The 15,283-nt window shown below is 68.7% G+C and carries 15 protein-coding genes and 1 tRNA gene; 4 read left to right on the top strand and 12 right to left on the bottom strand.

The genetic code is table 11. From position 1 onward, the window contains the following. Positions 1-2: 2 nt before the first annotated feature. The 10 genes from Q0053_RS01425 to Q0053_RS01380 all read right to left on the bottom strand — a co-directional run bounded on the left by Q0053_RS01425 (position 3) and on the right by Q0053_RS01380 (position 10,012). Positions 3-233: a hypothetical protein gene (locus Q0053_RS01425; RefSeq protein ID WP_298094985.1), complete on the bottom strand. Its 231-nt coding sequence runs from the start codon at positions 231-233 to the stop codon at positions 3-5. Positions 234-302: 69 nt separating this feature from the next. Then, positions 303-551, bottom strand: a complete 249-nt coding sequence (locus tag Q0053_RS01420) for a DUF4170 domain-containing protein (RefSeq protein ID WP_298094982.1) — start codon at positions 549-551, stop codon at positions 303-305. 21 nt (positions 552-572) lie between these two features. Further along, positions 573-1,370 (bottom strand): 3'(2'),5'-bisphosphate nucleotidase CysQ, encoded by a 798-nt coding sequence (locus tag Q0053_RS01415; RefSeq protein WP_298094979.1) that lies wholly within the window; start codon positions 1,368-1,370, stop codon positions 573-575. Continuing rightward, a complete protein-coding gene (locus Q0053_RS01410; protein WP_298094976.1) occupies positions 1,367-2,722 on the bottom strand; it encodes a metallopeptidase TldD-related protein in 1,356 nt (451 codons plus the stop codon). The genes Q0053_RS01415 and Q0053_RS01410 overlap by 4 nt, the downstream gene beginning before the upstream one ends. 39 nt (positions 2,723-2,761) lie before the next feature. Beyond that, positions 2,762-4,243, bottom strand: a complete 1,482-nt coding sequence (locus tag Q0053_RS01405) for a serine hydrolase (RefSeq protein WP_298094973.1) — start codon at positions 4,241-4,243, stop codon at positions 2,762-2,764. A gap of 49 nt (positions 4,244-4,292) precedes the next feature. Further along, on the bottom strand, positions 4,293-4,700 hold the full coding sequence (locus Q0053_RS01400; RefSeq protein ID WP_298094970.1) for an MAPEG family protein: 408 nt from the start codon (positions 4,698-4,700) through the stop codon (positions 4,293-4,295). Further along, entirely contained in the window at positions 4,700-6,535 is a 1,836-nt protein-coding gene (locus Q0053_RS01395; protein WP_298094967.1) for a M14 family metallopeptidase, read from the bottom strand. The genes Q0053_RS01400 and Q0053_RS01395 overlap by 1 nt, the downstream gene beginning before the upstream one ends. Before the next feature lie 45 nt (positions 6,536-6,580). Further along, positions 6,581-8,116: a UbiD family decarboxylase gene (locus Q0053_RS01390; RefSeq protein ID WP_298094964.1), complete on the bottom strand. Its 1,536-nt coding sequence runs from the start codon at positions 8,114-8,116 to the stop codon at positions 6,581-6,583. Between the two features lie 140 nt (positions 8,117-8,256). Beyond that, a complete protein-coding gene (locus tag Q0053_RS01385; protein ID WP_298094961.1) occupies positions 8,257-9,108 on the bottom strand; it encodes an aldo/keto reductase in 852 nt (283 codons plus the stop codon). Between the two features lie 25 nt (positions 9,109-9,133). Continuing rightward, on the bottom strand, positions 9,134-10,012 hold the full coding sequence (locus Q0053_RS01380) for an alpha/beta hydrolase (protein WP_298094958.1): 879 nt from the start codon (positions 10,010-10,012) through the stop codon (positions 9,134-9,136). A gap of 125 nt (positions 10,013-10,137) precedes the next feature. Here Q0053_RS01380 and Q0053_RS01375 point away from each other — a divergent pair, with 125 nt between their 5' ends. From Q0053_RS01375 to Q0053_RS01365, 3 genes are all read left to right on the top strand, one after another. Further along, positions 10,138-10,374: a DUF3297 family protein gene (locus Q0053_RS01375; RefSeq protein ID WP_298094955.1), complete on the top strand. Its 237-nt coding sequence runs from the start codon at positions 10,138-10,140 to the stop codon at positions 10,372-10,374. Positions 10,375-10,478: 104 nt separating this feature from the next. Beyond that, positions 10,479-11,912, top strand: a complete 1,434-nt coding sequence (locus tag Q0053_RS01370) for a M20/M25/M40 family metallo-hydrolase (protein ID WP_298094952.1) — start codon at positions 10,479-10,481, stop codon at positions 11,910-11,912. Between the two features lie 46 nt (positions 11,913-11,958). Then, positions 11,959-12,043 (top strand) — tRNA-Leu (locus tag Q0053_RS01365). 159 nt (positions 12,044-12,202) lie between these two features. Here Q0053_RS01365 and Q0053_RS01360 read toward each other — a convergent pair. Then, entirely contained in the window at positions 12,203-12,385 is a 183-nt protein-coding gene (locus tag Q0053_RS01360) for a DUF3606 domain-containing protein (RefSeq protein WP_286692470.1), read from the bottom strand. Between the two features lie 151 nt (positions 12,386-12,536). Between Q0053_RS01360 and pyk the strand changes: the two genes are divergently transcribed. Next, positions 12,537-13,967, top strand: coding sequence for a pyruvate kinase (pyk, locus tag Q0053_RS01355; protein WP_298094950.1), 1,431 nt, complete (start codon positions 12,537-12,539; stop codon positions 13,965-13,967). Between the two features lie 18 nt (positions 13,968-13,985). On the opposite strand, the gene Q0053_RS01350 is transcribed toward pyk, so the two are convergent. Continuing rightward, on the bottom strand, positions 13,986-15,251 hold the full coding sequence (locus Q0053_RS01350) for an NRAMP family divalent metal transporter (protein WP_298094947.1): 1,266 nt from the start codon (positions 15,249-15,251) through the stop codon (positions 13,986-13,988). Between the last annotated feature and the right edge of the window lie 32 nt (positions 15,252-15,283).

The following is a 15,283-nucleotide window of genomic DNA, read 5'->3' as shown; positions in this document are numbered from 1 at the left end:
CGTCAGCCCCAGGGGCCGCGTGGTTCGCTCTTGTCGGATGGCGTGTCCGATGTTCCGCCTTCAGCGGCGATCTCGGCGTCGCGCCGCGCCTTGCGCTCTGCGTTCCAGGCCTTGAACCAGTTTGTCTCCCGACGGTTGTCGCGCCAGACGATGATCCACAGGACCAGCATCAGCAACAGCGAGACCAGGGCGGCGATCTCCTGTCCGTCCAGGGTCCGGCCGAAGAGGGTCAAGGGCGAGGCTCCTGCAAGAGGTCGGCACGACCGCCCGGAAGAGGAGCGGATCGAAGCCCGGTTGTGTGGTCAGTGATCGTGCGCATCGCCGCGCGGATCGATCATCCGGTGGGCGTGCAGGATGAAGAACCGCATGTGGGCATTGTCGACCGTGGCCTGGGCGCGCGCCTTCCAGGCCTGGCGGGCTTCCTCATAGTTGGGGAAGGCCCCGACGAACTCGACCTTGGACAGGTCGCGGAACACCGGCGCATCGAGGTGGCGAAGCTCGCCGCCGATGACGAGGTGAAGGAGCTGGGGCGAGTCGGGTGCGGCGGTCATGGGATGTCCGGACTGGAGATTCTAGCGAGCCGCCAGCGGAATAGGCGCTGTACGCCGCACGATCAACGGGTGAAGCGCGGGCGCACTGCAGACCAGGCTGTTCTGACGCGGATCGGCCTGGTTGAAGCGCCAGGCGTGGCCGTGGTGATCGGTCACGCGACCGCCCGCCTCCTCGACGATCAGGGCTCCGGCGCAGACGTCCCAGTCCCATTTGGGGGACAGGTTGATGGCGGCGTCAAAGGCTCCGGCGGCGACGAGGGCCATGCGATAGGCGATGGCGTTGCGCTTCTCGAACCGCATGGCCGGCCAGGGCTCGATCCAGTGCGGCCCCTCGATCAGCCGGGCGTCGGCCAGGACGGAGGCGTCATCGAGGTCGGTGGTGTCCGAGGCGGTGATCGGGCGGCCCTGCAAGGCGGCCCCGCCGCCGAGGGTGGCGGTGAAGGTCTCGCCGAGGGCCGGGGCGTGGATCACGGCGGCGACCGGACGGCCGTCCTCGACGACAGCGATGGGGATGCACCACCAGGGCTTGCCCTTCATGAAGGCGACGGTGCCGTCGATGGGATCGACCACGAAGATGCGGCGGTTCGACAGGCGGGCGGTGGTGTCGGCGGTCTCCTCCGACAGCCAGCCGTGATCGGGCCGGGCCGAGAGCAGGGTATCCCTGAGCAGCCGGTCGACGGCGATGTCGGCCGAGGTGACGGGCGAGCCGCCGGACTTGGACCAGACCTTCAGCCCGGCGTCGCGTTCCGCCAGCGCCAGCCGGCCCGCGGCCTCTGCGGCGTTGCGGATCAGGTCGAGATCGGCCGCCAGGTCGCTCATTTGCCTGCGATGGCGACGCCGTCGAACATCAGGGACGGACTGTTGAAACTGCTCCGGAACTCCAGGTCCGAGCCGCGCTCGAGCCGGGTCCAGAGCTCGGCCAGATTGCCCGCGACGGTGACGCCACTGACCGGCCAGACGATCTGACCGTTCTCGAACCAGAAGCCCGAGACCCCGGCGGACCAGTCGCCGGTGTTGGCATTCAACGACGGGCCGAACATGGAGGTGACCAGCAGGCCGGCACCGGCGTCGGCCATCAGCCCGGCCAGATCGCGCGCGCCGGGTTCCAGATGCAGATTGTGGGTCGAGACCCCGGGCGGGCCCGCCAGGCCGCGCGAGGCGTGGCCGGTCGAGGCCAGGCCCAGCTGGGCGGCGGCCGAGCTGTTCAGCAGCCAGGTGGTCAGGACGCCGTCCTGCACGATCGACTGGCGCGACACCGCCACGCCCTCATCGTCGAACGGGGTCGAGCCGAGGCCGCGGATGCGGAAGGGATCGTCGACCAGCTCCACGCCCGCCGGCAGGATCCGCTCGCCGAGGCGGTCCTTCAGGAAGGAGGTGCCGCGCGCGATCGAGGGGCCGGAGATGGCGCCGAGCAGGGGGGAGAGGACCTGGGTGGCGATGCGGTTCTCGAAAATGACCGGGGCGGTGGTCGAGTCGATCTTGCGCGGGCCGGTGCGGGCCACGGCGCGGTGGCCGGCGTACTCGCCGATCGAGGCGGCGGACGGCAGGTCGGACAGGTGGCGCACGGCGCGGTGTTCGCCGCCGCGTTCCATGGCCCCGTCCTGCTCGGCGATGACGCCGACGCCCAGCGAAAAGGCCGAGCCGTGATAGGCCCCGTCGAAGCCGTGCGAGGTGACCAGCCGCCAGCGGCTGGAGGAGGCGGAGGCATGGCCGCCCTCGGATTTCGCAACGCCGGGCACGGCCAGGGCGGCGGCCTCGGTCTCGGCGGCCATGGCCTCGAGCTCGGCGGCGCTGCGCTCGGTGGGATCGTACAGGTCGAGGTCTGCAAAGGGGCCGCGGGCGAGGCGGTCCTGCGGGGCCAGACCGGCCCAGGGGTCTTCGGGTGCCAGCCGGGCCATGGCCACGGCGCGCTCGACCAGACGGGACCGGGTAGCTTCGGACAGGTCCGAGGCCGAGACGGTCGCCATGCGCCGGCCGATGAAGACGCGCAGGCCGAGATCGCGGCTCTCCTCGCGCTCGACCTCCTCAAGGGCACCGTTGCGGACGCCGACGGACAGGGCGGCCCGCTCGGCCGAGACGGCCTCGGCGGCGTCGGCCCCGGCCCTCAGGGCAGCGGCGACGATATCGGACAGGATGTCGGGAGAGGCGGAAGTGTCACGCGGGGAGGTCATGCCCCGATATGGCCGACGTCCCGGGGGACCGCAACGCCGTCAGGCCGGAAACACCACGAAAGAGGCGACCTCGCCCCCGGGCGTCAGGCGAAGAATAGCGATCAGCAAACGACCGCCCACCGTCACTTCGTAAAGGCTGGCGTCGAGTCCGCCGATCTTGTCGCGGCGCCGCTGGATGAAGGCTGTCGTTGGACCGAGGGCGGCGAGGCTGTCGCGATAGTCCGCCAGCACCTGATCCGAAAAGTAGTCGAGCACGTCGTCGGTCAGGTTCGAGCGGTCCAGCCGGCCCGCACGAAGCTGGTTTAGCAGGGCAATGGCGCGATCGCGCTCAGCCTCGCCGCCCGGCAGGGCCTCAGGCGGTGGCGCAGTTGGGGCGGGTCTCGGGGCGGGCGGCACCTCGGCGGGCGGGTCGAGCAGAAGGGCCTCGACGCCGTCGGCAATCACATAGGGCGTGCGTCCGAAGTCGGCGTTGACCAGCACGATGACGGCGGCCCGGCGGTCCGGATAGAGACGGTTCTCCGCGCCGAAGCCGTCTATCGAGCCGTCATGGGTCCATCGACGCCTGCCCGAGAACTCGCCGACATAGAGCCCGAGCCCATAGCCGCTGGCCTCGCCGTCGTTCAGGCGGGTGTCGGCGGTCATTGTCGCCCGAGCGCTGGCGCTGAGAAGTGGGCCGTCCATGAGCGCGACGTCGAAACGGGCCAGATCGGAGGCCGTCATCACCAGGCCTCCGGCGGCGAATGTCCAGCCTGGACCGATCGCTCGGGCGGGCCGGGGCGGCCCCAGCAGAAAGCGGGTGTAGCCGACGGCGTCGCCGGTCCCTGGTCCGCGTTGATCGACATCCGCCGCGGACGTCATGCCGAGAGGGCGGAAGATTCGGCTCTGGAGCAGATCATTCAGGGCTGAACCGGTGGCCCTTTCGATCATCACCCCGGCAACCGTATAGCCGGTGTTGCTATAGGCCCAGGCCGTCCCGGGCGGCGTGTCCAGTTGCGCGGCGGCCCAGCGCGCCAGGATGTCCGCAGGGGTTATCGCGCGGCGCCCCTCGGCCGGTGTGGCGTCCATGGTGAAATAGCCCTGGTAGCCGGCGGTGTGCGACAGGGCTTGCCGGAGGGTGATGAGCTCCGCCGCCGTGGTCTCCGGCAAAAGGCGGCCGACCGGCGCGTCCAGAGACAGGCGGCCCTCGTCCGCAAGCATCGCAGCCAGGGCGGCCGTAAACGTCTTGGAGGCCGAGCCGATGTGGTAGCGGTGTTCATCAGTCGCCGGCTCAGCCGTAGCGAGCGACCGCACGCCGTAGGCCCGGGCGAAAACGATCCGGCCGTTTTCGACGACGGCGATCGAAGCGGATGGCGCACCGGTTTCGGTCAACGCCCGCGAAACCAGGGCGTCAACCGCCGGGCCGTGTCGCTCTTCGAAGGACTGGGCGGCGACGGCGGGTGCCACCATCAGGAAGACCAGGAAGGCGAAAGTGCCGCTGGCGCTTCGAAGGCGGCAGGCGGCGGCGTCACGCAGGGAGGTCATGCCCCGATATGACCGGGTGGAGGCACCGCCGCAACCGCCCTGATCCGATTCAGACGAAGGCGTGGACGACCAGCATGGCGCCGGCCGTGATCAGGGCCAGGTAGGTCAGGACCATGCCGAGGACGCGACCCAGGGTCGGCTTTCTGTCGCTCAGGCCCACGGCGTGGATCAGCCGTCCCGCCAGCAGGACCCCGCCGACGGGATGGATCGCCATGGCCGGCATGCCCAGCATGGCCAGCAGGGCGAGGGCACCGACGCCCACCGGGATGTATTCCGAAGCATTGCCGAACACCCGGGCCCTGAGCGTGATCTGGGACTCCTTGCCGTCGCCGAGCAGCACCTTGTGCCGGCGGCGGTTCAGGACCACCCGCATCGAAAGCACCATCAAGAGCAGGAGCAGCAGGCCGCTCCAGAGGGCGGCGGCCTGAACCGGAGTCATCGCGTTCAAGGTGTTCATCAGTTCTCTCGCGCCACCGGATAGAGTCGATAGCGTTCATCATAGAACGGGGTTCGCTCGTAGAACCACTGCAAACGCGCGTCGCCGTCCGAGGCGAATGCCGGTTCGGCGGCCAGTTTTGTCTCGAACTCGGCCTTGAGCGCCGGATCCGCCGCCATCATGGCCTCGGCCAGGGGGGCGATGGCATAGCCCTCGATGTATTCGACGCGGCTGAGCACCTCGGGGAACATGCCCCAGGCGAAGAAGCTCTCGCTGGATTGCGGCTCAAGCAACAGTACCACGATGTCACCCAGCGGCTGGTCGGTCGGGACGCGGACCGAGCCGACGGGGAAGGTCCAGTCGTGACGCTCGGGGGTGACGCCCGTGACGGTGACCCCGACGCGACCCTCATTGGCGCGGGCGGCCAGTCGGGGCTCGTTGAGACGCAGCATGTTGACGGTGACGGTGCGCGGGGACGGCAGGGTTTCCATGCGGATGCCGTGCAGGCGCAGGCGCTCGATGATGTCGGCGCGGTGGCCGGGCACCCAGTAGGCCGTCGGCCGCTGAAGGGTCAGGGTCGGGCGTGAGCCATAGAAGGGCAGGGACCAGGGCTCGGGGTCGGCCACGCCCAGCCAGCGGATTTCCTGACGGCCCGAGGCGGGGCTGTCGTACATCTCATAGCGGATGCCCTTGAAGGTCCGGGTGTAGGCGGGGGTCGGATCGGCGGTGAAATTGGCCGGGATCCCTGCCGGGCGCAGAGCCGAGTCGGCGGCGATCGCCGTGCGCAGGGCGGTGCCGTCGGTGGCCAGACGGCGCATCGCCGCCTCGAGCAGGACATAGGTTCCCAGAACCCGCTGCTCATAGGGTTTGAGGCTGTGGTTCTCGATCAGGACGGTCGGCACATGGGCCGCCGAACCCCAGCCGTTGGAGAAGCGCTCGCCCAGCCCGCCGTCGGTGAGGCCGGCGCGGGGATTGCTGTCATCGATACCGAAGACCAATTCGCCGGGGATGTGGCCTTCGGCCTCGAGCGCGGCATTGACCGCCGGCTTGAAGGTATCGTCCAGCCAGAGGGCGATGGCGGGCGACCGGGACCAGACGCCGTTCTCGCCGTTGAAGCCGTAGGTGATGTCGTACTGGTAATCCATGCCGTCGGTGACGTGGATGTCGAGATACAGGTCCGGCCGGTACTTCAGCACCAGACCGCGCACGGCGCGCATCTCGGCCTGGTCCAGTTTCAGATAGTCGCGGTTGAGGTTCTGGTTGGTCGCCGTGTTGCGCCAGCCCTGGATGCGGGGCCCGCGCTGGTTGGGGCGTGAGTAGGCCGAGGCCCGCTCATGGCCGTCGACGGACAGGATGGGGATGAGGATCAGATTGACCCGGTCCAGCAGGTCGGCCTTGCCGTAAAAGGCGATGTCGCGGAGCAGCATCATGCCCGCGTCCTTGCCGTCGATCTCGCCGGGGTGGATGCCGGCCTGGGCCAGTAGCACGGGCTTGGACGGGTCGAAGGCCGCGCCATCCTTCGAGGCGATGACGGCATAGATGGGCCGGCCCTCGGGCGAGATGCCGAACTGTTCGATACGGATCAGGTCCGAGGCGGCGTCCAGCCGGTCGAACCAGGCGCGGGTGTCGGCGTAGTCGGGGCTTTCGTCGTGTTCGGGATCAGCCTCGAAGGCCGTGACCCAGGGGTCGGCGGCGTCGCGCAGCAACGCCCGGCTGGCCCCGTCCCAGGCCGGTGCGGGCGGCAGGAAGGGCTGGTCCCACGGAGCGGTGTTGGGGACGGACGGCGAAGCTGACTGGGACATGGCGGGGCTCGCGGCAGACAGGACAGTGGCGACAAGGGCGACGACCAAACGCATGAAAACTCCCGATGGCCATGAATCCGGCGCGGACCTTAGACGGCTTCAGCGCGATTTCCAGATCGGTGTCCCGTCGCCCGGTAAACCGAGGCGATCCCACATCTCCGACACCCGTTCCACCACCGCCTCATCCATGCGGATCTCCTCGCCCCATTCGCGTTTGGTCTCGGGTGGCCATTTGTCGGTGGCGTCGAGGCCGATCTTGGAGCCGAGGCCGCTCTCGGGGCTGGCGAAGTCGAGATAGTCGATCGGGGTGTTCTCGATCAGGGTGATGTCGCGGGCCGGATCCATCTTGGTCGAGATGGCCCACATGACCTGTTTCCAGTCGCGGGCGTCGATGTCGTCGTCCACGACGATGACCCATTTGGTGTACATGAACTGGCGCAGATAGCTCCAGACGCCCAGCATCACCCGCTTGGCGTGGCCGGGATAGGCCTTCTTCATCGACACGACGGCGATGCGGTAGCTGCACCCCTCGGGCGGGAGCCAGAAGTCGGTGATCTCGGGGAACTGGGCCCGCAGCAAGGGGATGAAGACCTCGTTCAGCGCCTCGCCCAGCACCGAGGGCTCGTCCGGCGGACGGCCGGTGAAGGTGGTCAGATAGATGGGGTCCTTGCGCATGGTGACGGCGGTCACCTGGAAGACCGGGAAGGTCTCGACCGAATTGTAGTAGCCCGTGTGGTCACCGTAGGGGCCCTCGGGTGCGTGTTCGTCGAACAGGACGTGGCCTTCCAGTACGATCTCGGCATGGGCCGGGACCATCAGGGGCACGGTCTTGCAGGGCACCAGCTCGGCCTTGGCCCCGCGCAGCAGGCCGGCGAACTGGTATTCCGACAGGGTGTCCGGAACCGGCGTCACGGCGGCGAGGATGGTGCCCGGGTCGGCCCCGAGCACGATGGCGCAGGGCAGGGGGCCCTTCTTCCCGGCCTTCTTGTGGCGGGCATAGTGCTGGGCGCCGCCGCGGTGGGCCAGCCAGCGCATGATGGCCCTGTCCTTGCCGAGCACCTGCATGCGGTAGATACCGAGGTTGAAGTCGTCCTCGCGGTCTTCGGACGGCCCCTTGGTGACGACCAGCCCCCAGGTGATCAGGGGTGCGGGCTCGCCGGGCCAGCAGCCCTGGACGGGCAGGGCGGTCAGGTCGATCCGGTCGCCCTTGAGCACCACCTCCTGCACCGGGGCCGACTTCACCACCCTGGGCCGCATCGACATGACCGTCTTGGCCAGCGGCAGCATCTCCATCGCATCCGACAGGCCGCGCGGCGGGGTCGGGTTGCGCAGGAAGGCCAGCAGTTCGCCGACCTCACGCAGTTCGGCGGCGGTGGTGCGGGTCTTCTTCTCCATGGTCACGCCCATGGCCACACGCTTCACTGTGCCGAACAGATTGGCGAGGCAGGGGATCGGGCTGATGGAGCCGTCGGGCATGACGGGCTTTTCGAACAGCACCGCCGGGCCGCCGTTGCGCAGCAGCCGGGTCTGGATCTCGGTCATCTCGAGATGGGTCGAGACGGGCTGGGAGACGCGAACCAGTTCGCCCTCGGCCTCCAGCATGGTCATGAAGTCGCGCAGGGATTTGTAGGCCAAGGAACCGCTCCGGTGGAGGGTGTGGATTAGGCGGATGCGGGCGTCCTGTCACGCCGTCCCGGGGTGCGGCCTTTTGAGTCGGCCCCTGTATCCGACACCGGCACCCGACGGGGCAGGCGCAGGGCACCGGTCGCGGCGCGTCAGGCCCATTCGTCATCCCATTTGAAGGCGGGATCAATCCAGTCGCCGAGGCGGCCGTCCGGGCGCGCGAGGGCGTGGATGCGGTCCATTTCCTCCTCCGAGAGGCGGAAGTCGAAGATGTCGAAATTCTCCTCCGCCCGATGGACCTTGCTGGTGCGCGGAATGGCGATGACATTCTGCTGGATCAGCCAGCGCAGGGTCACCTGGCCCGGGGTCTTGCCATGGGCCTTGCCGATTTCGGTCAGGGTGGGGTCGTCGGCGACTGCGCCCTGGGCCAGCGGCGACCAGGCGGTGATGGAGGAGCCGAGCGCCTTTGCCGTTTCGATCAGCTTCGAGAGCTTGAGCCAGGGGTGATATTCGACCTGGTTGGTGACCAGTTTCGCCTTCGACAAGGCCTGGGCCTCGCGGAATTCGGCCGAGGGGAAGTTGGACAGGCCGATGGTGCGGGTCAGGCCCTGATCCTTCGCCTCGTTCAGGGCCCCGAGGGTCTCGGCGAAGGTCGGCTCCTTCTTCGGCCAGTGCAGCAGCAGCAGGTCCGGGGTGAAGCCGAGGCTGGCCGCGGACTCCCGCGCCTGTGCCAGCAGGCCGTCGCGGTCAAAATGGGCGACCCAGATCTTGGTGGTCAGCCAGATGTCGTCGCGGGCGACGTGGCCGGCGGCGATGGCGTCGCGGATACCGTCCCCGACCGCCGCCTCATTGCGGTAGATCCAGGCCGTGTCGATGTGGCGATAGCCGATGCGCAGGGCCTCGGCGACCATGGTCCGGGCGACCTCGGGCGTCAGGTTCCAGGTGCCGAAGCCGAGCAGGGGAATGGCGTGGCCGTCGACGGTGATGGCGGGCTGGTCGGTCATGGGAGGCTCCGGCGGGGGAAGCGGTTTAACTGGTGACCACGGCTGAAGGTTCAACCAGCCAGTCGAACATCTCGTCCCACAGAGGCTCCAGCCCCTTGCGGAAGGCCCCCTCGTGGCCGATGCGGGGGACGCTGTAGTCAGCGGGCGCACGGACCACGACCTCGCGCGGGGCATTGGGATAGACCTGCAGCAGGATGGGCGAGGTCACCGGGGTGGCGATCGGGTCGTCGGTGAAGACCCAGGAGCGGATCGGGGCCGTGACGTCATCGAAATGATGCGGGCGCAGCCGGTCCTTCAGCTCTTCGAGGAAATAGGGCTCCTTGAGGCACCAGCGCCGCCAGGTCTTCCAGACCCCGGCCGGCAGGTCGGTGCCCCCCCACAGGCCGCCGCCCTTGATATAGCCGCGCCGCATCAGGCTGAGTGGGCCGAAGCCGAGCCAGAAGAACAGGGCGAGCGGGATGTAGGACCGGTGATGCCGGCCCCACCAGCCGCTGCCGACCGAGACGAAGGCGTGGCGGGCGATGCGGTCGTGGTTGGGCATGAAGCCCAGGAAATGGCCGCCGACGCTGTGGCCGACATGGAGGACCGGCAGGCCCGGCGCGGCCGCGATCAGGGCGTCGAGGGCGGCGGGCATGTCGAGCCGGCCCCAGTCGGGATAGTCCATCTGCATGGCCGCCAGATCGTCCGGCCGCGAGCCGGCGATACCGCGGAAATCATAGGTCAGGACCGCCGCACCCCTGCTCGCCAGATGCCGGGCGAACCGGTCGTAGAAGCCCTTGGGAAAGCCTGTCCCGGAACTGACCAGAACGGCCACCGTCGGGGTCTCGGCCGAGACCAGCCGCATCGACAGGGGATAGCCGTCGGAGGCCTGAACGGTGAAGTCGCGGATGAGGAGATCGCGCATCTTGGGTCCGTAGTTATACGCAACGAACCTAACCGATGGGCGGGGGGGCAGGTCAAGCGCTCTTGGAGCGGACGCCGTCCTCGGCTAAAGCCCGCGCCTCCTCCTGTTTTCCGGGCCCACTCGCCATGACCGATCTTCCCGACCGCCTCTGCGTCGATCCCGACAGCCCCTTCCACGATGCCGACCTGCTGGCGAAGGGTGTCGGCGTCCGCTTCAAGGGCGAGGAAAAGACCAATGTCGAGGAATACTGCATCTCCGAAGGCTGGGTCCGGCTGGCTGTCGGCAACCGCGTCGATCGTCGCGGCAAGGCCCTGACGGTCAAGCTGCAGGGTCCGGTCGAGGCCTGGATCAAGGGCGAGTAGGCCGGTCGACGCCCGGGGCAACCCGAAAAATCTCTGACGCGGACCGCTTGTCCGCGCCCCCGGCAGGGTTCAGGCTTCGGCTCCTTCTGAGTCCCGGAGCCGTCATGCGTCTGTCCGTCCGCCTTCTCGCCGCCAGCGCCCTGGCCCTGACCCTTGTCGCCGCGCCCGCTGTGGCGCAGGACGCCGCGACCATCCAGCGGGCCGAGACCATCCGCGACGCGGCGCTGAACCGGAATATCGCCCTCGACTATATCACCCAGCTGACCACCCGCTTCGGACCGCGGCCGGCGGGGTCGAAGGCCGAGCAGGACGCCGCGGCCTGGGCGGCCGACTATATGCGGGCCCATGGCTTCCAGAATGTGCGGATCGAACAGTTTCCTCTGGTCGGCTGGGAGCGGGGCGAGGAAAGCGGCTCCATCGTCGGGGCCCGGCCGCAGCGTCTGGTGCTGGCCGCCCTCGGCCATTCGCCCGGCACCAACGGGGTGATCGAGGCCGATGTCGTGCGGTTCGACAGCCTTGAGGCCCTGAACGCCGCCCCGGCGGGCTCGCTGACCGGAAAGATCGCCTACGTCGACGCCGGCCAGATGGTGCGGATGCAGGACGGCTCGGGTTATGGCCCGCTGACGCGCATCCGGGGGGCGGGTCCCGCGGCGGCGGCGGCCAAGGGCGCTGTGGCCTTCATCATGCGCTCGGTCGGCTCGGACGAGCACCGCATGCCGCACACCGGAACCACCCGCTATGTCGAGGGCGTCGTGCCCCTGCCGGGCTTCGCCCTGGCCGCGCCGGATGCCGACACGGTCTCGCGCCTGATCGAAATGGGCGAGCCGGTGCGCCTGCGGCTGTCCTCGACGGCCCACACCTATGAGACGGTCAGCCAGAACGTCATCGGCGACATTACCGGCCGCTCGCGGCCGAACGAGATCATCGTCCTGGGCTCCCACATGGACAGCTGGGACCTCGGCACGGGTGCCATCGACGACGGGGCGGGCGGGGCCATTACCCTGGCGGCGGCCAAGGCCATTGCCGAAAGCGGCCGCCGTCCGGCGCGGACGGTGCGGGTGGTCCTGTACGGCGCGGAAGAGGTCGATCAGCCGACCGACACCGGCAACGGCGGCGGGGCCTATCTGCGCGGTATCGGTGCAGCGGTGGAGCAGCATGTCATCGCCGGCGAGAGCGATTTCGGAGCCGACCGGGTCTATGCCCTGCAGCTGCCGCCGGGCGCGCAGGGTTCGGACTTCGCCCGGGCGGCGGCACGGGTGCTGTATCCGATCGGCGTCCTGTCCTCCTCGGTGCCCGAGCTCAGCGGCGGGGCCGATATCGCCCCCCTGGCCGGTGCCGGCGTGCCGGTGTTCGGCCTGAGCCAGGACGGCACCCGCTATTTCGACCTGCACCACACGGCGGACGACACGCTGGACAAGATCGATCCGGCGCAGCTGAGCCAGAATGTGGCGGCCTGGGCCGGGCTGGTGTGGCTGATCGCGGATTCGGACGTGGACTTCCGGGCGCTGCGGGCGGCGGCGGCTCCGGCGGCGCGCTGACCGCTTGGTCGAAGACGGCGGGCGCTGCTAGATCAGGCTACAGCCCGCGAGCGTGGCGAAACTGGTAGACGCAAGGGACTTAAAATCCCTCGACTTCGGTCATGCGGGTTCGATCCCCGCCGCTCGCACCATGGTCACAAAAGCACCGCTCATCCCCGCGAACGCGGGGACCCAGTGCTTTGGATGATGTGGCGGTTCCTGTGGGCCGCGATCCGTTATCCGGAAACGCCGGCGTCACGTTGGACAGGACTGGGTCCCCGCTTTCGCGGGGATGAGCGGATGGGAGGGGCTCAGCGCTTCTTGCCCAGTTCCGCCGCGATGTCCTTGACGTTGCGGCCCGCCTTGCGGTGGGCGGCGGTCAGCTGGTCGCGGGTCACGCCCCAGCGCTTCATCCAGTGTTCGACGGCCTGACGCTCGGACAGGTCGAGCCGGTCCTTGTCGATGAAGCCGCGCTTGTCCTTCAGGCCCGCCATGGTCCGCTCCGTTGCAAGGCGTCAGGTAGCGCGAAACGGGGTGGCGCGCGACCGGGGCGCGTAACTTCGTGTTTCGTGCAGTGAGACACCCTTAACCCGGAGCTGTTTCATGGGCACAAGGGACCGACTCCTCCGACCACATGGACATTCGATGAAAAGAGCCCGGCGCGCCCGCATCGTCGCGACCCTGGGACCCGCCAGCCGGGCGCCCGGCATGGTCAAGGCCCTGGCGCAGGCCGGGGTCGACGTCTTTCGCCTGAATTTCAGCCACGGCTCGCATGAGGATCATGCGGCGGCGCTGAAGGCCGTGCGCGGGGCGGAGCTGGCGCTGAAGCGGCCTCTGGGCGTGCTGGCCGACCTGCAGGGGCCCAAGCTGCGGCTGGGCCGGTTTGCGGACGTCGAGATCGACATCAAGCCCGGCCACAAAATGCGGTTCGACCTCGATCCGACGCCGGGTGATGCGACGCGGGTGCAGATGCCGCATCCCGAGATCTTCAAGGCACTGCGCACCGGCATGCTGCTGCTGCTCGACGACGGGCGGGTGCGGCTGCGGGTCAATGAGCGGGATGACACCTGGGCCGATGTGACGGTCGAGAGCGGCTCGAAACTGTCGGACCGCAAGGGTGTGGCCGTGCCCGAGGCGGTGGTGCCGGTCTCGGCCCTGACGCCCAAGGACCGCGAGGACCTGGCCTTCGCCCTGCGGATCGGCGTCGACTGGGTGGCGCTGAGTTTCGTCCAGAAGGCCGAGGACATGGCCGAGCTGAAGCAGATCGTGAAGGGCCGCGCCGCCTGTCTGGCAAAGATCGAGAAGCCGCAGGCGCTGGCGCAGCTGGAGAGCATCCTCGACTATTGCGACGGGGTGATGGTGGCGCGCGGCGATCTGGGCGTGGAGCTTGAGCCGGAAGAGGTGCCGGTAGCGCAGAAGCAGATCATCCGCGCCGCCCGCCAGCGCGGCGTGCCGGTGATCGTCGCCACCCAGATGCTGGAATCGATGACGGCCTCGCCGGCCCCGACCCGGGCCGAGGCCTCGGACGTGGCCAATGCCGCCTATGAAGGGGCCGACGCCCTGATGCTGTCGGCCGAGACGGCCTCGGGCGACTATCCGCTGGAGTCGGTCGGTGTGATGAGCCGGATCATCGAACGGGTCGAGCGCGATCCGAAATGGCCGAGCCTGATGGATGCCGAACACGCCGGCATGGACGACATCGACGCTGACGCCCTTGTGGCCGCTGCGCGCAAGGCGGCCGAGGCCCAGTCGACGGCCTGTATCGTGGTGTTCACCACCCTCGGCGGGACGGCGCGACGGATGGCGCGGGAACGACCGCTGCAGCCCATCCTGACCCTGACGCCCAATCCGTCGACAGCGCGACGCCTGGCCCTGGTCTGGGGGCTGGAGACGCGGCTGGGCAAGGAGCCGGCGTCGCTGGAGGATGTCACCGACGATGCGGTCAGCAGTGCGGTCTCCTATGGCCTGGCCGAGCCGGGTCAGCGCATCCTGATCCTGGCCGGGACGCCCTTCGGCGCGCCGGGGGCGGCGAACCTTCTGCGACTGGCCCATGCGCCCGCCAGGACGAAGCGCTGAGGGCGGACCGGCGATCCGCTAGAGAATGAACATCAGCAGGGCCGCCCCCGCCATGACGGCCGTGGCGAGCCAGCCCATGATGCGCAGGCCGATCGGCGCGACAAAGGCCCCGAGATGCCTGCGGCTGGAAACCACCAGCATGGTGGCGATCATCAGCGGCACGGCGATCAGGCCATTGAGGACCGCGCTCCAGAACAGGGCCTTGATCGGGTCAATGGGCAGAAACAGCATCAGCAGGCCGAAGCCGAACGACAGGGCGATCACGCCGTAGAAGGCCCGGGCGTTTTCGGGCCTGTGCTCGAGACCCGTGCGCCAGCCCCGTAGCTCGCCGACCGCATAGGCGGCCGAACCGGCGAGCACCGGCAGGGCCAGCAGGCCGGTGCCGATGATCCCCAGACTGAACAGCAGGAAGGCGAACTCGCCCGCGATCGGACGAAGGGCCCGGGCGGCATCGGCTGAACTGGCGATATCGGTGATGCCCTGGGCGTTGAGCGTGACAGCGGTGGTCAGGACGATGAAGAAGGAAATCAGGGTGGAGAAGCCCATGCCCAGCAGGGTGTCCCAGGTGATCCGGTTGAGCTCCACAGGGGCCTTGTCCGGGTGGTCGAGCAGGGAGCCGTCATCGGACAGTTTTTCGTCCTCGACCTCCTCGGCGCTCTGCCAGAAGAACATATAGGGGCTGATCGTGGTGCCGAAGACGGCGACGATGGCGATCAGGGTCTCGCGGCTCAGGGTGAGCTGCGGCAGGAACACCGCCCGCGCGACCTCCGCCCAGTCGATGGCCACGGTGAAGACCACCGCGACATAGGCGAACAGGCTCATCGTCAGCCATTTCAGCACATGCACATAGCGGTGATAGGGCAGGAAGACCTGCAGCAGCAGCGAAGCCGCCGCGAAGGCGATGGCGAAGCCGATCTCGCCCCAACCGAGGAGCAGCTTCGCCGCCGCACCCATGGCGGCCAGATTGGCGCCGATGTTGACCGTATTGGCCACCAGCAGCAGGCCGACGATGACATGCACCAGCCATCGCGGCAGCACGTGCGCCATATTGGCGGCCAATCCCTCGCCCGTGACCCGGCCGATCCGGGCGCAGATCGCCTGGATCGCCGTCATCAGGGGATAGGCCAGGACCGGCATCCAGATCAGGCCGAGGCCGAACTGGGCCCCGACCTGGGAGTGGGTAGCGATGCCGCCGGGATCGTCGTCCGCCGCCCCGGTGATCAGGCCCGGACCCAGCCGGGTGAGCAAGGGCTTGCGTTTGGGGTCAGACGGTTCTGTGGACATGGCCGCCCCTCTCCTGCGGACGTGCTGAACGG

Source organism: Brevundimonas sp. (assembly GCF_027487935.1).
Classification (GTDB): domain Bacteria; phylum Pseudomonadota; class Alphaproteobacteria; order Caulobacterales; family Caulobacteraceae; genus Brevundimonas.
This window is presented reverse-complemented; position numbering and strand designations above follow the sequence as displayed.

Excerpts from the sequence above, each read along its gene's own strand:
- Q0053_RS01360 (WP_286692470.1), bottom strand. The coding sequence starts at position 12,385 with ATGGCGGGCCTGAAGGACAAGCGCGGCTTCATCGACAAGGACCGGCTC.
- pyk (WP_298094950.1), top strand. The coding sequence starts at position 12,537 with ATGAAAAGAGCCCGGCGCGCCCGCATCGTCGCGACCCTGGGACCCGCC.
- Q0053_RS01415 (WP_298094979.1), bottom strand. The coding sequence starts at position 1,370 with ATGAGCGACCTGGCGGCCGATCTCGACCTGATCCGCAACGCCGCAGAG.
- Q0053_RS01405 (WP_298094973.1), bottom strand. The coding sequence starts at position 4,243 with ATGACCTCCCTGCGTGACGCCGCCGCCTGCCGCCTTCGAAGCGCCAGC.
- Q0053_RS01385 (WP_298094961.1), bottom strand. The coding sequence starts at position 9,108 with ATGACCGACCAGCCCGCCATCACCGTCGACGGCCACGCCATTCCCCTG.
- Q0053_RS01370 (WP_298094952.1), top strand. The coding sequence starts at position 10,479 with ATGCGTCTGTCCGTCCGCCTTCTCGCCGCCAGCGCCCTGGCCCTGACC.
- Q0053_RS01410 (WP_298094976.1), bottom strand. The coding sequence starts at position 2,722 with ATGACCTCCCCGCGTGACACTTCCGCCTCTCCCGACATCCTGTCCGAT.
- Q0053_RS01375 (WP_298094955.1), top strand. The coding sequence starts at position 10,138 with ATGACCGATCTTCCCGACCGCCTCTGCGTCGATCCCGACAGCCCCTTC.
- Q0053_RS01350 (WP_298094947.1), bottom strand. The coding sequence starts at position 15,251 with ATGTCCACAGAACCGTCTGACCCCAAACGCAAGCCCTTGCTCACCCGG.
- Q0053_RS01400 (WP_298094970.1), bottom strand. The coding sequence starts at position 4,700 with ATGAACACCTTGAACGCGATGACTCCGGTTCAGGCCGCCGCCCTCTGG.
- Q0053_RS01395 (WP_298094967.1), bottom strand. The coding sequence starts at position 6,535 with ATGCGTTTGGTCGTCGCCCTTGTCGCCACTGTCCTGTCTGCCGCGAGC.
- Q0053_RS01420 (WP_298094982.1), bottom strand. The coding sequence starts at position 551 with ATGACCGCCGCACCCGACTCGCCCCAGCTCCTTCACCTCGTCATCGGC.
- Q0053_RS01380 (WP_298094958.1), bottom strand. The coding sequence starts at position 10,012 with ATGCGCGATCTCCTCATCCGCGACTTCACCGTTCAGGCCTCCGACGGC.